The organism is Pelomonas cellulosilytica (genome assembly GCF_021353265.1).
Lineage (GTDB): Bacteria > Pseudomonadota > Gammaproteobacteria > Burkholderiales > Burkholderiaceae_C > Pelomonas > Pelomonas cellulosilytica.
On record NZ_JAJTWU010000017.1, the window covers coordinates 1 to 18,212 of the forward strand.

12 protein-coding genes and 2 pseudogenes are annotated in these 18,212 nt (G+C 69.3%); 4 read left to right on the plus strand and 10 right to left on the minus strand.

What is annotated here, in order from left to right:
* Nucleotides 1-504: 504 nt before the first annotated feature.
* Both LXT13_RS27250 and LXT13_RS28585 read right to left on the minus strand, forming a co-directional pair.
* On the minus strand, nt 505-5,583 hold the full coding sequence (locus LXT13_RS27250; RefSeq protein WP_233375502.1) for an alpha-2-macroglobulin family protein: 5,079 nt from the start codon (nt 5,581-5,583) through the stop codon (nt 505-507).
* A 98-nt stretch (nt 5,584-5,681) separates the two neighbouring features.
* The gene (locus LXT13_RS28585; protein ID WP_255719776.1) at nt 5,682-5,813 is read right to left on the minus strand and encodes a hypothetical protein; all 132 of its coding nucleotides are present in this window, start codon (nt 5,811-5,813) and stop codon (nt 5,682-5,684) included.
* A 181-nt stretch (nt 5,814-5,994) separates the two neighbouring features.
* Here LXT13_RS28585 and LXT13_RS27255 point away from each other — a divergent pair, with 181 nt between their 5' ends.
* Nucleotides 5,995-6,924 (plus strand): MBL fold metallo-hydrolase, encoded by a 930-nt coding sequence (locus tag LXT13_RS27255; protein WP_233375503.1) that lies wholly within the window; start codon nt 5,995-5,997, stop codon nt 6,922-6,924.
* A gap of 19 nt (nt 6,925-6,943) precedes the next feature.
* Here the strand turns inward: LXT13_RS27255 and LXT13_RS27260 are convergent, their stop codons facing one another.
* Entirely contained in the window at nt 6,944-7,450 is a 507-nt protein-coding gene (locus tag LXT13_RS27260; protein ID WP_233375504.1) for a YgjV family protein, read from the minus strand.
* Between the two features lie 108 nt (nt 7,451-7,558).
* On the opposite strand from LXT13_RS27260, the gene LXT13_RS27265 reads away from it, so the two are divergent.
* Nucleotides 7,559-8,056: a nuclear transport factor 2 family protein gene (locus LXT13_RS27265; RefSeq protein ID WP_233375506.1), complete on the plus strand. Its 498-nt coding sequence runs from the start codon at nt 7,559-7,561 to the stop codon at nt 8,054-8,056.
* Nucleotides 8,057-8,088: 32 nt separating this feature from the next.
* Nucleotides 8,089-8,628, plus strand: coding sequence for a hypothetical protein (locus LXT13_RS27270; protein ID WP_233375508.1), 540 nt, complete (start codon nt 8,089-8,091; stop codon nt 8,626-8,628).
* A 21-nt stretch (nt 8,629-8,649) separates the two neighbouring features.
* Here the strand turns inward: LXT13_RS27270 and LXT13_RS27275 are convergent, their stop codons facing one another.
* The 7 genes and pseudogenes from LXT13_RS27275 to LXT13_RS27305 all read right to left on the minus strand — a co-directional run.
* On the minus strand, nt 8,650-9,906 hold the full coding sequence (locus LXT13_RS27275) for a glycosyltransferase (protein WP_233375510.1): 1,257 nt from the start codon (nt 9,904-9,906) through the stop codon (nt 8,650-8,652).
* A 66-nt stretch (nt 9,907-9,972) separates the two neighbouring features.
* A complete protein-coding gene (locus LXT13_RS27280; RefSeq protein ID WP_233375512.1) occupies nt 9,973-11,961 on the minus strand; it encodes a TonB-dependent receptor family protein in 1,989 nt (662 codons plus the stop codon).
* 134 nt (nt 11,962-12,095) lie between these two features.
* A complete protein-coding gene (locus tag LXT13_RS27285) occupies nt 12,096-13,202 on the minus strand; it encodes a PQQ-dependent sugar dehydrogenase (RefSeq protein ID WP_233375515.1) in 1,107 nt (368 codons plus the stop codon).
* 96 nt (nt 13,203-13,298) lie between these two features.
* Nucleotides 13,299-15,332 carry an Ig-like domain-containing protein gene (locus LXT13_RS27290; protein WP_233375516.1) on the minus strand — a complete coding sequence of 678 codons (2,034 nt, stop codon included), beginning with the start codon at nt 15,330-15,332 and terminating at the stop codon, nt 13,299-13,301.
* Nucleotides 15,333-15,560: 228 nt separating this feature from the next.
* Nucleotides 15,561-16,274: a zf-TFIIB domain-containing protein gene (locus tag LXT13_RS27295; RefSeq protein ID WP_255719778.1), complete on the minus strand. Its 714-nt coding sequence runs from the start codon at nt 16,272-16,274 to the stop codon at nt 15,561-15,563.
* Between the two features lie 109 nt (nt 16,275-16,383).
* Nucleotides 16,384-16,950, minus strand: a pseudogene (locus tag LXT13_RS27300) (EF-Tu/IF-2/RF-3 family GTPase); the annotation flags it as partial.
* A gap of 8 nt (nt 16,951-16,958) precedes the next feature.
* A pseudogene (locus LXT13_RS27305) lies at nt 16,959-17,307 on the minus strand (PQQ-dependent sugar dehydrogenase); the annotation flags it as partial.
* Between the two features lie 291 nt (nt 17,308-17,598).
* Between LXT13_RS27305 and LXT13_RS27310 the strand changes: the two are divergent.
* Complete coding sequence (locus tag LXT13_RS27310) at nt 17,599-18,159, plus strand: DUF3617 domain-containing protein (RefSeq protein WP_233375520.1); 561 nt, start codon at nt 17,599-17,601, stop codon at nt 18,157-18,159.
* Nucleotides 18,160-18,212 lie beyond the last annotated feature (53 nt).

The window sequence follows — 18,212 nt, forward strand, 5'->3', positions numbered from 1 at the left end:
GCCTGCCCTCCAGAACTCCCAGAAATCAATAGTCATTGAATTTGATTCTGGGAGTTCTGACCATCGGCATTCACCCCGCATCACCAGTGTTCATGCGGGTTGTGAGCGTTTTGCAGGGCCGACCACATAGTCTGATCCGGCCAGGTTTTGAAGCCGATAACCCGGCGGCCCGTGGAACGCGCGATGGTCGAAAGCGTCCTCCGCAACCTTTGCCCCGGAACTGGTTTGCCACGTCCTGCCGCCATCGCGCGTCCGTGCAGTGCCTCCCGCTCCCTGCACTTCGACTACCCGGGCATCCACGAGGCGCAAGTTGTGCAGATCTGGACCCTCGCAGCTGGTCGACTGGGCGGGCATCGCGACTGCGCCCAGGAGGAGGGCCAACGCGGGATACCTGGGGCCCGCGCAGTTTCGCAATGGTGCGCGTGAAAGCCCGCTGGGCGCATGCGTCAGGGCTTGCTCCTTGAAGCAGGGCCGCTGGCGTGGACGGCAAGGGTCACGGCTCGATCACCTCTTGTCCACCACCGCAATCTCGCCCTCCGCCTTGCCGACGCCGCGGATCTCCGCCCGATACATATCCTCCGCAAACGTCGCCGGCACGACATACCGCCCGGGCGTCACGACGCGCACCAGATAGAACATGTCCAGCGGCTCACCCAGCCGCGCCGCGGCGACGAAGCGGTCATCGCGGTACTCGGTGTGGACGATGCGCTCGTTGGCATTGGCCTGCGCCACGTTGACGCCCTCCACCGTGAACTCGCCGGCCTGCGGGCCCTGGCTGAGGTTGAGGTTCTCGATCTCGAAGCCGGCCGGGATGCGGTCCACGACGAGGCCGTCCTTGATCTGCTGGCTGGCCTTCACGCGCAGGCGCACGACGAACATCTCGCCCGTCGCGAAGCCGCGCGACAGCGCCACCGGCTTGCCGTCGGTCGTGAACATCGCACGCTCGACGGAGATGCGGTCCGTCGCCGGCGGCAGGGGCTTGATCGGGTAGCCCTGGGCCGTCACGTCCACATAGAGCGGCGCGCTGCCCTCGTTCTTCAGTGCGATGCCGCTCTTGACCTGGGCGAGCGTCAGGCCCTGCTGGCCCGTGCCACTGCCGGCCCAGGCATCGCTCTTGGCGCCGACGGCGAGCGTGGTCTTCCAGCCGTCGTCCTTGCCCGCGCCGTGGGTGGCGGCCTGCACGGCGAGGAACAAGGCCAGGCGCTCCTGGGTGGAGTAGTAGTTGCGCTTGGAGAAGTCGTCGGCAAGGTCGAACAGCAGGTTTTCGCGGCGTTCGTGCTGCACCTTGTGGCGCAGCAGCAGCGCGTAGGCCAGCGCGCGATCGCGCACGCGGCTGCCATAGTCGCCAAGCCATTCATACCACCAGCTGTTGCCGGTATCGGTGGGCTGCAGGCCGTAGCCGCGCACCATGGCGTCGTCCAGCGCCACTTTCGCGCGAGCCTCGTCGCCCATGGCCTTGAGGGCCAGGGACAGGTGCACCAGCGGCAGCGGCGACAGCGCATTGCCGCGGTACTGGTCGTGCAGCGTGCGCAGCGTGGCGAGTGGCGCCTTTTGTTCGCGGGACAGGATGTAGCCCATGTGCACCGCCTCGGCAAACCGCTGATGGGCCATGCGCAGCGTCTCGATCTCGCGGTAGTCGGCCAGTTGCCCCTTGTCGTTGCGGCGCGGGTCCCTGGGCGGCGTCATCTGCTGGCCGGGGCTGCGCTGGAACTGCTCGGTCAGGTTGTCCAGCGACTTCTTCAGCTGCGCCTCGGGCACGGCAAAGCCGGCGTCGCGGGCGTCCTGCAGGAAGCCGGTGACGTAGGCGCTCAGCCAGGCTTCATAGGGGCTGCTGGCCTCCCAGAGGCCGTAGCCACCGCGCGGCTGCTGCATGCCGGCCAGGCGTGCGAAGGCGCCTTCCAGCCGCTTGGCGCGCTCCTCGCGGGGCACGGGCGTCAGGCCCCAGCGCCTGGCGGCCTCATCGTCGATGAAGACGAGCGGGTAGGCGCTGGACGTCGTCTGCTCCAGGCAGCCGTAGGGGTACATCAGCAGGCCCTTGACCTGGGCCTGGATGTCGATGGGCGGCGTGTTGCTGACGCTCAAGCTCAGCGTCGCCGCGCCGGCCCAGTAGACATCGAGCAGCGACTTGTCGACGGCCTGCGTGGCGCCCGGCTCCAGCCGGATGCGGCGGCTCTCGCGCGTCAGCGGCGTGATGGGCTGCACCTGAAGCGCCGCCTCGCGCTTGATCTGCAGCGCGCCGGCCGTCACCGTGAGCTGGATGGGTGCGAGGCCGTAGGCGTCCAGCGCCTCGGCCTGGAAGCGCAGGATCTGCCGCTGCTTGTCATTGAGCTTGACGGCATCGGCCGCGCCCGTGATGCGCACCGGCCCCGTGGCCGACAGCGACACCCTGACCTCCTGCGGCGCGCCGCTGAGGTTGGTCACGTCCAGCGCAATCGTCGCCTTGTCGCCGGGCGCGATGAAGCGCGGCATGTTCAGCTCGGCCACCAGCGGTGCGGCGACGACGGTGTCGGCCTGCGTGGAGCCATAGCTGTCGGCGCTGGACACGACGGCCATCAGCCGTAGCGTGCCGTTGAAGTCCGGCACCTTCAGGTTGATGCTCGCCTCGCCCTTGGCGTCCAGCACGACCGGGCCGCTGAAGAGGTCCACCAGCAGTACCTTGCGCGGCATGCTCTGCGTGTCGCGCTTGCCGGCATCGCCGCCGAAGCGCTGCTGGGCGACGTTGCCGTCCATCTTCTCGATGAGGCGGCCGTAGAGGTCCAGGATGTCGGCGCCGTAGCGATGCTTGCCGAAGAAGAAGTCGACCGGGTCGGGCGTCTTGAAGTTGGTGATGTTGAGGATGCCCACGTCCACTGCCGAGACGGTGACGATGGCTTGTTTGCCCGCGAGCTGCGGCACCTTGACCTTGACGGGCAGCACGGTGGACGGCTGCGTTTTGGCCGGCGCCTCCAGCGCCACCTTCAGCTTGCGGTCCTCGCGGCTCATCGGCAGGTGCACGAGACCCAGCGCCCTGGCCGGCGTCACGCGGTCGCCCTGGCTGCCGGGGCGGAACGCGGCGACGGTGACGTAGAGGTCCTGCCGCTGCCAGGCGGCGTCGGCGCTGACGGGAATGTCCAGCTCGGTGCCCGAGGCCTTCACGCCAACGCGCTGGCTCCACAATACCTTGTCGCCCTCCACCGTGACGATGGCCTCGCCGTCATGCGGCGGCTTGATCGTGAGGTGGGCGGTGTCGCCCGGCTTGAACGGCGAGCCCTTGAGCTGCAGCTGCACGCGGTCGGGGCGGTTGCCGAGGTCGTCGGCGTCCTGCGCGCCGTAGCCAGCGTAGAAGGCGTAGCGCAGCGTCTGGTTCGTCTCGGGGTCTTCGATCTCCAGGCGGTAGCGGCCCCACTTCACGGGCAGGTTGACGGTGGTCTTGGCGGCGAGCTTGAGGCTGCGCGCCTCGACGAGCTCGTCCGTCGAGTTGAAGCCGGAATGCCAGCCGCGGCCGTCGTCATAGCGCCAATACCACTGGCGCTCCTCGTAGGTCAGCGTGAGCTTCAGATCCTTGGCGGGCTTGAAGGCGCCGGAGGCGTCCACGCGCACGATCTCGAAGCCGGCCAAGCCCATCTCGGGCGCGACGTTGCGGTCGAACAGCGGGCGCACGCCGACCAGCACTGGCGCGGGCCACCAGGTGCGCTCCAGGCTACGCACGACCGGCCGGCCGCCGCTCTCCAGCAGGCTGAACGCGCCGCGCACCTTCATGGGCGAGCTGCGCTCGACCAGGTCAACGGTGACGGCCACCTCGGCCTTGCCCTCCGCGTCCAGGGCCTGCTCGGGCAGGTCTTGACGCGAGCGGGCCTTGTCGTCGGCAAAGTCGCCGAACAGGTAGCCCGGCAGCTTCTGCGCCAGCGGGTTGGTGAGCCGCTCGGTCGAGACGGTGGCCTGCAGCCGGTTGCCTGCAGCCGGCGCGCCGTAGAGGTAGTCGCCCTGCACCTGCACGGGCAGGCTGAACTCGCCCGTCAGTGTGGCCTCGGGGGCGGCCAACGTGAGCTTCATGCGCTCGGGCAGGAACTCCTCCACCTTGAACGCCCATTGCGCGTCCGGTTGCTTGGCAGCCGGGTCGACGCGGGCCTGGAGCGTCCAGCCGCCGGTGGGCGCGTCGGCTGGCAGCGTGAAGGTCTGTTGGAAGTAGCCGGGCCCCGACTTGCTGGGTTGCACGAGTTGCTCGACGAGCTTGCTGCCGTCCGGCTTCTTCACCGTCAGCGTGACGGGCAACAGCTTGGCCGGCACGCGGGCGTCGGCGTCGCGCGAAAGCACGGAGACGGTGAAGCTCTCGCCCGGCCGGTAGAGGTCGCGCCCGGCGTAGACGAAGAGCTGGTTGCTGCGCGACGGGTGGCCGGTGGCGTCGAACTCGGAGAGGTCCAGCGCCGCGTCACGCAGCGACAGCACCGACATCTCGTTGCCCTTGCGGGCGAGCACCGCGCGGGCCTTGTCGCTGCGTCCGTTGAAGACGGCGTGGCCGTCGCCATCGGTCTGCGCCTGGGCCAGCGCCTTGCCGGCTTCGTCCACCAGGCTCAACTCGATGCCCGACTGCGCCTTGCCGGTCTTCAGCGACGTGGTGAACACGTCCAGCTGCGCGGCATGGCGGCGCAGGTGCAGGCCGATGTCGGTTACGTAGTAATGCGTGACCTGGTAGTCCCAGCCGAAACGGCCGGGCTGGCTCATTACGGCGATGTAGATGCCAGGCTCCTGCAGCGGTTTGATCGTTTCCACGGGCAGGAAGCTGACGTTGCGGCGGTTGGGGCGCTCGTCCGTCTTGAAGCGGGTCAGGTAGACGCTGTCGGTCATGCCGCGCAGCTCGTCCAGCGCCCAGCCGCCGACGGTGCCGCGCAGGCGGCGCTGGTTGTCGCTGTAGCCGTCGTAGTAGCAGTCCTCCTGGCACTCCTCGCCGCCCGAGCGCTCGCGGCGGCCGCCCACCTGCTCCAGGAAGGCGGGCAGGGACTCGGGCTTGACGCGCAGGAACTGCAGGTCCACCTCGGGCGTGTTGACAGTGACGACCGGCAGGCCGCCGTTCTGCCCGGCCGGCAGCACGAGGCCACGGCTGGCGAAGTAGAAGCTGGCGGGCATGGCCTCGCTGGCCTGCAGGCAGCTCTGCGGCGTGGCCAGCTTGGCGCCGGACTGCGCGGCCAGGTCCGCCTTCATCGCAATACGGAAGCTGCGATCGGGCTTGACATAAGGCAGGTACAGCACGCGCGGGTTGTCGCCCAGCACCCAGCGGGCGGCGACCGGCTTGAAATCCTTCTCCGGCGGGTAGGTGGGCGTGCCGCCGTCCGACTTCTTCGGCGCGTCAGCCTCCTGGGCGGTCAGCAGCTGGTCGAAGTCCTGACGGCGGTCCAGCGCCTGCGTGAACATCACCGCGATGGCGGGCGAGCCATCGAACAGGCGCGCCTTGCATTCGGTGAACGAGAAAGCCGCCTCTTCAGCGCCGATCTCGGCACTGCTGGGCAAGCTGGGCGCCTTCACCCGCTGCCATGCGAAGTAACCCGCCACGGCCGCGCCGGCCACCACTGCAGCCGCCACGGCGGCCTGCACGATCCTGGATGCCATTCGATCCCCTCCCTGGTGCACGGCCAGTGTAGGGAAGGCGGCGGCGGTGGCGGAGGGGAGATATTCCCCGGGGAGCAGCGCGAGCGCGGCTCAGCAGGTCAGCGCTGCGGTGCCTGCATGGCCAGCGGGCCGTCCAGCAGCGCGGGCTCGGTCAGGTTGAGCGTCAGCGCAAAGCCCAGCAGCGACACGACGAGCGTCGCGACGAACTTGAAGCGGGCGGACAGGCACATGGCTTCATAGTGGGCCACGGCTTGAGCCGGCGCGCTCCCTAACTTGGCAGTGAATGCTGACGGCGTACTGGCAGCAGCGCGCTTGGTCGGCGCAGTGCTGCGGTGTCCCGCGTGCTGCAAGGCAGCTTCAGCCCCGCTATCCTGCGCCGCGTTCCACTTCCCCGCCCCCCGGAGATCCACCATGCTCAAACGCCTGCTTCCTGCCGTCTTCGCACTGACGCTTGCCACCACCACCTTCGCCGCCGGCCCGCAGCTCAAGGGCCAGGCACCGGGCTGGTATCGCCTGCAGCTGGGTGATTTCGAGATCACCGCGCTGTCCGACGGCACCATCGACCTGCCCGTGGACAAGCTGTTGCAGCAACCCGCCGCCAATACGCTGCGCGCGTTGCAGCATGCATACCTCGGCGTGCCGCTGGAGACGTCCGTCAACGCGTACCTCGTCAACACCGGCAGCAAGGTCGTGCTGGTGGACACCGGCACCGCCGGTCTGTTCGGCCCCACGGCAGGCCGCGTACTGGCCAACCTGAAGGCCAGCGGCTACACGCCCGAGCAGGTGGACGAGATCGTCATCACGCACATGCACGGCGACCACATCGGCGGCGCGTCGAGCACGACGTTCCCGAACGCGACGCTGCGCATCGACAAGCGCGATAGCGACTTCTGGCTGTCGCCGGAGCAGGTGGCCAAGGGCGGCGACGGCGGTAAGGCCATCGCGGAGCTGGTCAAGGGGTTTGCGGACGCCGGCCGCTTCAAGCCCTTCGACGGCAGCGCCACGGGCGTCGACATCGTTCCCGGCGTGAAGGCCGTGCCTGCCTATGGCCACACACCCGGCCACAGCAACTATGTGGCCGAGAGCAAGGGCCAGAAGATCGTCTTCTGGGGCGACCTGATGCATGTGGCCGCAGTGCAGTTCCCCGAGCCAGCGGTGACGGTGCAGTTCGACAGCGATCCCAAGGCCGCGGCCCCGGCACGCGAGAAGGCCTATGCCGCCGCCGCCAAGGACGGCTACTACGTCGCTGTCGCCCACGTGTCCTTCCCCGGCATCGGCAAGCTGCGGGTGGACGGCAAGGGCTACGACTGGCTGCCGGTGAACTACTCCACCAACCGCTGAAGCCGCCGCGCGCGGTCGCTCAGGCGGCCGTGCGTGCCTGGCGCAGCATCCGCACGATGGTGGCGCCGTTGACGGCGGCCACCACCACCTCCAGCGCCGTGCCGCCGATGGAGCCGGCGATCAGGTTGTTGGCGACCCACAGGCCCGTGCCGCACAGCATCAGCAGCCGCATCGGCACGCCCTGCAACGTGAACAGCGCGATGGTGCCGAGGCAGGAGGCCGTCAGCGGCAGCCAGTCGCTGGGCCGTGTCGCGATGGCCAGTCCGAAACCCACGTTGGCGGCGACGACCGCCACCGCCACCCACCTCGAGCGCGTGCGCAGCGACAGCAGCGATCGCGTCATCGAGATCAGCGAGCTGGCCACCGCCGTCGGGTTGCCCAGCAGCGAGAAGTGCACGACATAGGCCAGGCATTCGCCGGTCATGAAGCACTTGAAGCGCCGGTCGTCTGTCTGCAGGAAGCAGCCGACGCCAAGCACGAACGCGAGATAGCCGAAGAGTTGGGCGGGGGAAAACCAGTCGAGCATCGGCGGGATTGTCCGGCGCCTCGCCAACCGCCCGCGGGCGGCGCACCATGACTCTTGGCCAGGCAGCCTGCCGCAGACACACTGCGGTCCTTGCCTCGGAGGACTCGCATGCGCCACCGTCAAGCCGCCTTCTACGCCCTGCCGGCGTCCTGCCGCCGCACCTGCGCCGGCCTGCTGCTGGCCATGCTGGCCACCGCCAGCTGGGGTCAGGACCTCGCGCGCTCGGGGCCGCTGTTCGACGAGCTGGCCGGCATGGACGCCCGCTTGTTCGACGCCGCCTTCGTGACCTGCGACGCCGCGGCCTTCAAGGCCTTGTTCAGCGACGACGCCGAGTTCTATCACGACAAGACCGGCGCCAGCTTCGGCGACGCGGTGCGCACGCTGAAGTCCTGCCCGCGCGACAACGGCGTCACCCGCACACTGGTGGCGGGCAGCCTGGAGGTCTACCCGATCAACGACTACGGTGCCGTCCAGCTCGGCCGCCACGTCTTCAGGCGCGCCGGCGAGCCGGGCGCCGAGGAGGCGAAGTTCGTGCACCTGTGGAAGCGCGAGGGCACCGGCTGGCGGCTGGCGCGCGTGCTGAGCTTCGACCACCGGCAGCAGTAACCGGCGCCCAACACCCGCGAACGACGTCAACCATGCAACGACGAACCCTCCTTCAGCGAGCCGTACTCGCCGCCACCGCCGCGGCCGCCCCGGCCGGCGCCTGGGCGCTCTACGACCCCAAGCCGAGCGCGCTGCTAGCGTGGGCCCCCGGGGCCTGGCGCGGCACGCTGACCTACCGCGACTACAGCAACCCTGACAGGAAAGTGACGCTGCCCTGCAGGTTGTCCATCGCGCTGACGGCACCGGAGGAGCTGGCGCTGTTCTACGTGTTCGACGACGGGCCGGGAAAGACGGTCTACTCGTACGAGCGCATGGCCTTCGACTTCGCGGTGAACCGGCTGAACTGGACGTCCGGCATCGCGAAGCCCGGCACGTCGCAGTACGCCGTGACCCGTGCCACCACGGACGCCGAGGCCACGCAGCTCCAGTTCGAGCGGGCCGCCGACGGCCACACGGAGCAGTACCGGTTCGACATCCGCCAGACGACCTTGTCGCTCGGCAAGACGGAAGTCGCGCCGACCGGCGAGCCAACGCTGCGCAACGCGTTCGAGTTGCGGCGCGTCGGCGAGTGACGGGCTCCGGCGATGCCGGCGTCAGCAGCAGCTGATCCGCAGGCTCAGCGCCAGCACGGCATCGCGGGCCGCAGACACCGCCCGCCCGTCCTCACGGCACCACACAGCCACCTCGGCGCAGCGCGCCTGTAGCGCAGGGTCGGCCGTCAGGCGGTCCAGCGCCCGCGCCACCGCCGCGGGTTCGTAATCCCCGGTCAGCAGCCGATTCCCGACTCCCAGCCGCTGGACCTGATGCGCGTTGTCGAACTGGTCATACGCCATCGGCCGCACGAGCTGGGGCACGCCGGCACGCAGCGCCTGGCTTGTCGTGCCGATGCCGCCGTGATGCACGAAGGCCGCGAGCCGCGGCAGCAGCTGGCTGAAGGGCGCATAGGGCACATGCAGCACGCCGGGCGGCAGCCTGGCGGGCAGTTGGGCGCCGATCTTCGTGATCAGCAGGCCTCGCCGGCCGCCGAGCGCGCAGGCCGCCGCCGACGCCGCGAAGAAGTCGTGCGAGGTCGCGTTGGCCGTGCCCGACGTGAAGCCCACCGGCGGCTCGCCCGCGTCCAGGAAAGCCGCCAGCGCCGGCGGCAGCGGGTACACGTCGCAGCCGTCGTATAGCGGGAACCCGGTGCAGACGAGGCCGGCCGGCCAGTCCGGCAGCGGCGGTGCGAACCAGTGCGGGAACATGCCCAGCGTCAGGTCAGCCTGATGCAGCCACGCACCGAACAGCCGGTCCACCGGCGCGAGGCCCAACTGGCGTCGGTAGGCATTGAAGGGCCGGGCGAACAGGCGGTCCAGCACCAGGCGATCGACCAGCCACCACGCGGCGCGCTGCAGACTTGCAGGCAGGCTGCCGAGGACATCGCGCGGGCCGAGCTGCGGTGGCGCGTGCACCGAGCGGAACACCGACGGCGCGAGATGCACCGTCGCGGTCGGCACGCCCAGCGCGTCCTTCAACAGCCGCGTCGAGAACGCCAGCGTGCTGCCGACGGCCAGCGTCTGCCCGGGTATGACCGCGGCACGCATCGCCTCGAAAGCTTCCGGCAGCGTGGCGGCAAAGATCTCGGCGATCAGCGCCATGCCGCGGCGCGGGTCGGTCACCCGCGGATCGCGCAGCAGCGCGTCGCTGTCGGCCGCGCTCAGTACGGGCGTGAACGGCAGGCCGGCGGCGTGGCCGGCGTAACTTTCGCTGCCGAACAGCTGTACGTCATGGCCGCGATGCTGCAGCGCGCGGCCTAGCGCGACGAAGGGCAGCGTGTCGCCGAGGCTGCCGGCGGCAGCGATGAGGATCTTCATGGGGCGCAACCGGGCCAGGTCGGCTCGGACGGCGGTGCAGGAGCGCGCACGGGCTGATGGCGCAACTCAGCGCGGCTGCCAGGTCAGCGAGACGAACGCGCTACGCGGCGCGGCCGGCTCGAAGTAGCGCTTGTTCGCCTCGTTGACGATGACGCTGGCCGCCGTGATGCGATTGAGCAGGTTGTCGGCGCGCAGCCGCCAGCGCCACTCGGGCCCCAGCGCGCCCCCCACGCTCAGGCCCCACAGGCCGTTGCCCGCGGCCGCGGCGGCGCCGGCATCGTCGGCGGGCAGGCGGGCGCGGCCCTGGAGGCTGAGCGCAGCATCCAGGCCCTGGCCCTGCCAGCGCAGTTCGGCGCTGCCGAAGGACGCCGGCACGCCGGGCAGCGGCTGACCGCCGGGCTGCACGCGCGTCATCAGCCGCGTGGCGGCCATGTCGAGCTGCCAGCCGCGGGCCAGGGGCAGCTGGGCGGCGGCTTCCAGGCCGGTGCGGCGCGTGCGGGTCGCGTTCGTGTAGACGGTCCGGCCGCCGCTGTTGGCCAGCACGCTGATCTCGTCGCGCGTAGCGGCGTGGAAGGCGGTCAACGCGACGCGGCGTTCGCCTTCGCGCAGCTCCCAGCCGAGCTCGACCTGTTTGCTGCGTTGCTGCCGCAGGTCGGCGTTGAAGCCCGTGCCCTGGGCGCGGTAGGCCAGTTCGGTCAGCGTGGGTGTCTCGGACGCCCGCCCGGCCGCCAGACGCACCACGTGGCCCGGCACCGGCCGCCAGGCCACGCCGGCCACCGGCTGCACGCCGTTGAAGCGGCGCCCGCCGCTGTCATCACCGTTGGCGAGGTAACGGTCCTCGCTGTCGAAGTGCAGGCGGCTGGCGCGCAGGCCGGCCAGCAGCTCCCATTCGGGCGTGGGCGTCCAGCGCCACTGAGCGTAGGGCTCGCTGCTGCGGGCGCGGTTCGTTTCGTCACGCTTCAGGGTGCCGGTGTTGCCCGCCTGGTTGAGGTAGCCACGACGGTCGTCGTGCTGGGTCTCCACATTCCAGCCGAGCGTCAACTCCTGCTCGGCGGCGAACGCCCAGTTCAGCCGCATGTCCAGCCCGCCGAAGCGGCGTCGCAGCGCGATGACGCCGCCGGGGTGCGTCGGTGCGTTCTGCACGGCCAGGGGGATGGCCTGCCACTGGTCCACCGCGCGATGCCCCCACCAGCCGGCGACCTGCACGCGGGCCTGGGCGCTCAGCTCGCGTTGCCAGCGCAGCCCCAGCTGCTGTTGTTCGGCCGTCTTGCGCGTGTCGAACGCCTCGGCCTGCGGGGCGGTCTGGCGCGGATCGGCGGCAAACTGCTCGGCCGTCAGGCCCAGCGGGTCGTCGGCCGGCTGGCTCTGCAGCTGCAGCACGGCCATGAACTGCTGACCCGGCATGTGCAGCTGCCAGCGCGCCAGGGCCAGGCGCCGGTCGCTGCCGCTGTGTGGCCGCCAGCCATCGCGGTGCGTGACCTGGCCGGTCACGCTGAGCGCCTGGCCGTCGGCGGGCAAGCTGTCCAGGCCGACGGTGGCCTGGCGCAGGCCGAAGCTGCCGAGCGTGACGCCGGCCTGCATGCGTTCCTCGATGGGCCAGCGGCTTTGCAACGCGATGACACCACCGCTGGCGCTGCCGTACAGCGCCGAGAACGGTCCGCGCAACACTTCCAGTGAAGCGGCGTCGGCCAGCAGCCAGCTGCCCACCTGACCCTGGCCATCGGGTGTGCTGGCGGGGATGCCGTCCACAACCAACCGCAGGCCGCGCACGCCGAACGACGCCCGGGCCCCATAGCCGCGGCTGGAAAGCTGCAGGTCCTGCGCGTCGTTGCCGCGGTTGGCGGCGTAGAGGCCGGGGATGCGGGAGAGGGTTCTTGCCAGGGCTTGCGCGGGGTCTTGCGCCTCGGTGTCGCGGGCGAGGGTGGTTTCGTTGATGCGCTCCAGCGCCAGGGTGGGAGCTTCGGCGCGGCCGTTGAGGGTGACGGTGTCGAGTTGGACGGTTGGGGCGGCGGGCGCCGCGGCTGTGGCTGCCAGGGTTGTGAGGAGGATGCTCATCGGTGCGTTTGTCGTTGCTGTGTCGTGATGGCAAGGCCCATGCCGGGGAGTTCGCCCCGGCACGGCCCTCGCCAAAGACCTTCAATACTGAGAAGCCCAACCGCCGTCGACTGAGACCCGACGAGCCGCAACGCTCAACGTGCCCCCGGCACCACCCTCATGACCTTCCCATGCCCCTCCAACACCAGGTACAGCAACCCATCCGGCCCCTCCCTCACATCCCGCATGCGCCCCGTCCCCTCGAACAGCTTCTCCTGCTCCACCGGCCGGTTGTCGGCATCCAGCTTGACGCGCTCCAGGTAGCCGAACTTCAAGGAGCCGATGAAGAAGCTCCCCTGCCATCCGGCGCCGTACTTCGCACTCTTCAACCTGGCCAGGCCTGACGGCGCAATCGACGGCACCCACTTCACGAGCGGCTGCTCCATACCTGCCTTCGCGAAGAGGCCCTCACCGATCTTGCCGCCACCGTAGTTCTCCCCGTAGGTGATGACCGGCCAGCCGTAGTTCAGCTTCGGCTTGATGAGGTTCAGCTCGTCGCCGCCCTGCGGACCGTGCTCGTGCTGCCACAGGCGGCCCTGTTCATCCACGACGAGGCCCTGCGAGTTGCGGTGGCCGTAGCTCCAGATCTCGGGCAGCGCGCCCGGCGTGTTCACGAAGGGGTTGTCGGCCGGCACGCTGCCGTCCTTGGCCACGCGGACGATCTTGCCGAGGTGGTTGTCCAGCGTCTGTGCGCTCTGCATCTGCGTGAAGCGCTCGCCCAGGCTCAGGAACAGCTTGCCGTCTGGCGCCTCGGCGATGCGGCAGCCGAAGTGCAGCTTGCTCTCCACCTTGGGCTTTTGGCTGAAGATGACTTTCACGTCAGTCAGCCGCTTCAGGTCGTCGCTGAGCCGCGCGCGCGCGAGCGCCGTGCTGTTGGCCTTCTTGTCGGCGCTGGGCTCGCTGAAGCAGAAGTAGATCGTGCGGTTGCGCGCGAAGTCGCTGTCCAGCTGCACATCCAGCAAGCCTCCCTGGCCCTGCACATCGATGACCGGCAGTCCCTGGATGGGTGCGCTGGGCTTGCCGCCGGCCTTGGCGGTGCGCAGGGCGCCGTCACGCTCCGTGATGAGGAACTGGCCGTCGGGGAGGAAGGCCACGGCCCAAGGGGTCTTGAGGCCGTCGACGACGGTCTCGAGTTCTGGGGCGGCGTGGCCAGCAAGCGGGGCGCAGGCCAGGAGCAGGCCGGGCAGGGTCAGGCGTTTCATCGTGGAAATGCGGGCGGTGGTGGGCGCCGCATCATCGCAGCCGGCGGCTGCCAGGCCTGAGCCCGCGGTACAAGCCCGCACCTGCCGCTGTCCGGGTCAATAGCCGGTCAGTGCCACGAGAGACCAGCGAGTGGCGTTGGCCTCATTGAAGCCGTTGAACAAGATCGGCCCCTGTTGCATCACCCACACGATGCTGCCGGTCTGGGCGACAGGTTGCCACAAGCGTCGCTGCGACAGCCTGCAAGCAGTCGGGCCAGCAGCGCCGCTCGGCAGGTAGACGACGCAACTTGAGCTTTCAGCGCGGGCGATGTCGACGCCCCCGTCCTCCAGCAGTCGCCAGTAGCGCGTGAAGTCGGCCACCACCGGGCCCTGGCCCCGTGCCGCGCTGGACACTGATGAGCGGGCATCGTCCAGCAACCGGAAGATGACGGGCTCACCGGTACTGGCGCCAATGTTGGACTTCCAGGTCTTGGCGGTCCAGGCGGCGCGGTCCAGCGTCGGTGGTGCTGCTGGAACCACGCCCAATTCATGAGCCGACACCGGCGCGCCATTCGCATCAAGTCGCTGCAGCAGCCAGCGCGAATCACCAAGTGGCCCCTTGCCCAGGGACGTGTACAGGTAGCTACCGTCGGGTAGATCAACGCGCAGCTTGCCATCGACGATCTTCCATTTGCCCGCGAGCCCAGTGCGTGCCAAGCTCAGCTCGGTGGGCGAGGTGAATGTCGCCACGTCCTGGTTGGACAGAAGCAAACCACCAGCGTCAACGCCCATGCCCGCAGACAGGCCCGCAAGCTTGGTGCCCACCTGAAAGTCCTCGGCCTTGAATAACAGCGCGCCATTCGCGTGCCGGCGCATCAGGCTGCCGCCGGACACATCCTTAAAGACACCCATTTGCGGGCCTTCGAGATCAACGGTGCTGCCGACCGTGGTGACCGAAGCCAGCGCCCCGCGGCCGCCGTCGGAGCCCAGGTCGCTCAGGCGAAGCCCGCGGACCACCAGCTTGAAGGCCGGCTCGGAATCGATGGGCTTGTCGCCGATGTAGGCCGTGCTGAAGGCCTCGAAAGTTTGCTCGATGAAGCGGTCGTAGGTCACCGCCAGTGCGCCGCCATCGAGCTTCCAGGTGATGCTCCTCGGCGCGTCACTGACCTCTGTGCCCGTGCCATCGGCGCGCAGTGTCAGTACGCGCACCTGGGCGGTGCCGGCCTCTTCGCCGTAGGCATAGATCAACGTCACCGGGTCGCCATTGGCCGCTGGCGTGGGCGGCGCCTTGCTCAATAGCGGGTCGTCGCGCGTGCTCTCGCGGGCGGCTTCGAGGGCGAGCGGCTTGTCGCGCAACAGAGTGGTGCGGAACTCGCCCAGTGCGGAACTGGAGTTCAGCAGTTCACGCGTGTCGGCCACGCCTGTCGGCAGCGCGGTACCGCCATCCACCACGAGCTTCACGGCAGCGGCAGTGTCCAGCACGGTCTGCGGGCTCAGGCCTTGCAGTGCCGTGGCGAGTTCGGCGTCGGTCTTTGGCACAGTGCCGGCTTGGCTGATCAGGCCGGCTTGTGCGGCGGTGACGTGGGTCACGTCGAGGCCTGCCTTTTGTTCGGCGGCCAACTTGCCATCCCTGGCTGCCGCCGCCAGGCTGCGGGCCTCGCCCACAAGGCTGGTCAGCACCAACTGTGCCTGCGCGCCGGCGCCGGCGGCGGTGAGTGTGACGAAGTCGCCCGGTTGACTCGTCTTGATGGCCACGCTGTACTTGCCGCTGGCGTCAGCGGTCGCCGAGAAGCTCTGGCTGCCCACGCTGACCTTGACGGCGGCATTGGCGATAGGCCCGTCGGTCACCCGGCCGTTCAACGTCAACGCGGCTTCCACGGCGAGGTTGACCGTGGCCGACTGGCTCGCACCACCGACGCTGAGCTTGTAGCTGAAACTGTCTGCGCCGAAGAAGCCGGGATTCGGCGTGTAGGTCACCTTCGTGCCGCTGACGGTGGCCGTGCCGTTCTTGGGCGCGCCGTCAATGGCGAGGTTCGGCGTGCCGCCGGCGGTGGTGTCGTTGTCGGTCACGCCGAGCGTCGCTGGCGCATTCCATACCAGCGTGTAGCTGTCGGCGGCAGCCTGCGCGAGTGGGGCGGGTGCATCAGGCATCGGACTGTCGCTACCACCGCCTCCGCAGGCAGCGAGAGCGAGCAGTGCGGTGACGCCGAGCGCGTACGTGAACTGGACGCTGTGAGGGCGCCGGGCTATGGCTGGCATGGAACTCCCTAGGTTTTCTTGAATGGGTAACGGATTTCACCAGACCGCGCATCGTGATCTCGACGTCGGCCACCCGGTGCATGGGTGAATATCAACCAAGTGGACGGCAGTCGCCGTTGGCTACACGTCCAAAAGGGTGCCTAGCAGCCGCAGGCTCACGCTCAGCAGGTCCACGCTCAGCAGGCCGGTGACGGAGGTGTCGATGCCGGCAGCGGGCTGCTCGCGTTGCGTGCGTGAGCGCTCTTTCTCCATCGCGACGATGGCGGCCGCCACGTCTGACGGGCTGCCCCAGTCCTGCGGCGCCGGGGCCCAGGCATAGGTCTGCATGGCCTTTTCCACTGCCTGAGGGTCCAGCAACGACAGCGCCGTGCGGCAGTGCGAGCAGGCGTCTTCCCGACGCAAGTCCACCGGCGCGCCGCAACTGCTGCAGTGGATGCAGCCAACTTTGGCTGCGATGTCGGCAATCTCCGGCCGAGTGATTTCGATCATGAAGGCCGAGAAGGTGCTGAATCGGCCGTGGCGTTGCTCGCAGCGATGCGTGACGAACCGCCCGCTGCGCACAACGTCGAAGCCCTGCACGAGTCGGCCGCGGCATTCCGCGCAGCGCAGCGTCGCGCCCAGCGGCCGCTGAGCGGTGTCGCGGTGGCGGTGGATCTCCTTGAAAACCGTGTCCACGGCGGCCGGTGCGAGCTCGATGTTCTCCAGGTGATCAAACCACAGCCCCTGGCAGTCGAAGCAGAAGTCGATCTCGACGGTGCCACCGTACGTCGCTGGGAGTGCGTGAACCTGCATGACCTCGCCGCAGGAAGGACACGGGCGCGGTGAAGCTGCCATTCAACGCTCTAGCTGCAAACTGCCGCGTCCGGGCCGAGGGCACGCCAGGCCATGGCCCAGCGGCCTGGGCGCTCGACGTGCACAGCCGGCCCGCAGGGGCTTCATGGCCTCAGCCCTCCAGCCGCTGCTGAAACACCAGCCCCGCATGCTCGCGCAGCGCGTGGAACCTGATCTTGGGCCAGTTGCTCTCAATCGCGCGCAGCTCGGGCGCGTACTCCACCAGCACGGTCGGCGCGTCGACCGCGTCGTAGGCCATGCGATGGTCGTTGGCGTCGATGAAGCGCTTGAGTTCCTGCGGGTCGTCGCACGTAACCCGGCGTGCCACCTGGAAGCGGCTGCCGGTGATGCGAGCCTTGACGCCGTACTCGTGCTCCAGCCGGCGCGCGACGACCTCGAACTGCAGCTGGCCCACGGCGCCCAGCAGCAGCACGCTGCCGGCGATGGGGCGGAACACCTGGATGGCGCCCTCCTCGCCCAGCTGCAGCACGCCGTGGTTGGGGATGCCGATGATGTCGCCGGCGAAGGCCTCGTCCAGCAGCTCGCGCTTCTGGCTCATGAAGGTGACCACCGTGTTGGGCCGCAGGCCCTTGCCGGAGCGCACGACCTTCAGGTTCATGCCACGCTCGAAGCGGCCTGACGCCACGCGCACGAAGGCAATGCGGTCGCGGTGCGCCGGACGTCTGGCGCCTCGGCGATGCGGCAGCCGAAGTGCAGCTTGCTCTCCACCTTGGGCTTCTGGCTGAAGATGACTTTCACGTCAGTCAGCCGCTTCAGCTCCTCGCTGAGCCGCGCGCGCGAGCGCCGTGCTGTTGGCCTTCTTGTCGGCGCTGGGCTCGCTGAAGCAGAAGTAGATCGTGCGGTTGCGCGCGAAGTCGCTGTCCAGCTGCACGTCCAGCAGGCCGCCCTGGCCCTGCACGTCCATGGCCGGCAGGCCCTGGATGGGCGCGCCCGGCTTGCCGCCGGCCTTGGCCGTGCGCAGCGCGCCGTCGCGCTCGGTGATGAGGAACTGCCCGTCGGGCAGGAAGGCTAGAGCCTAGGGCGTCTAGAGGCCGTCGACGACGGTTTCGAGCTGCGGACCCTGGCCCTGCGCGAATGCGCTGCCGAGCAGGGCGACGAGCGGAAGGAGGCGGAGCTTCATCATCGGCAGAAGAAGGTGGAAGACGGAAGCCGCGCATCATCGCAGCGCCGGCGGCGCCCATGGGCACGGCGCCAGGATGACGCGGCATGCCCGCCCGGCCCGGCTCGTGACGAGTTGCAACCGAGGGATGTCCCGCCGGCCGGGCAGCTGCTGCAATGCGCGCCTTTCAGCAACGACTTCCGCCCCATGGCCTTCCAGCTGTCCCATGCCGTCGCCCGCATCGCCACGCTCTGCGCCCTTGCAACCTCCGCCAGCGCTGCCCCGGTCATCCAGGTGAACCCCGGCTTGTGGGCATCCGAAAGCGAGATCTGGATCAACGGCCAGCCGCTGAAGCCCGGCCTCGACAAGCTGCGCGCCAAGGTGCGCAGCGGGCTGACCGATGCACAGAAGGCCGAGCTGGACCGCGCTCAGGCCGCCGAGCGCCAGGCCTGCCTGACGCCGCAGCAGTCGCGCATCGACCTGGCGGCCTACCTGGAATCGACCTTCCGCGACGCCGGCCCGTGGAAGTGCGAGGTCGACGCGGACAAGCTGGACGGGAGTGCCGCCTCCGGCCGCTACGTCTGCCGCACCGATGGCGGGGGCCTGTCACAGGGCAAGTTCTCGGCGACCTATGGGCCGACGAGCTACCGCCTGGAGCTCAACGGCCGCGGCAATGCGGTGGACGGCCGCACCGGTGCGGCGCTGGGCGGCGGCGACATGGACCTGCGCATGCTGGCCACGGGCAAGTGGCTGGGGTCGAATTGCTGACCTGATTCAAGGCCGGGTCGCGGCCGAGCCCCGGGCGCGGCTTGAGCGCCGGG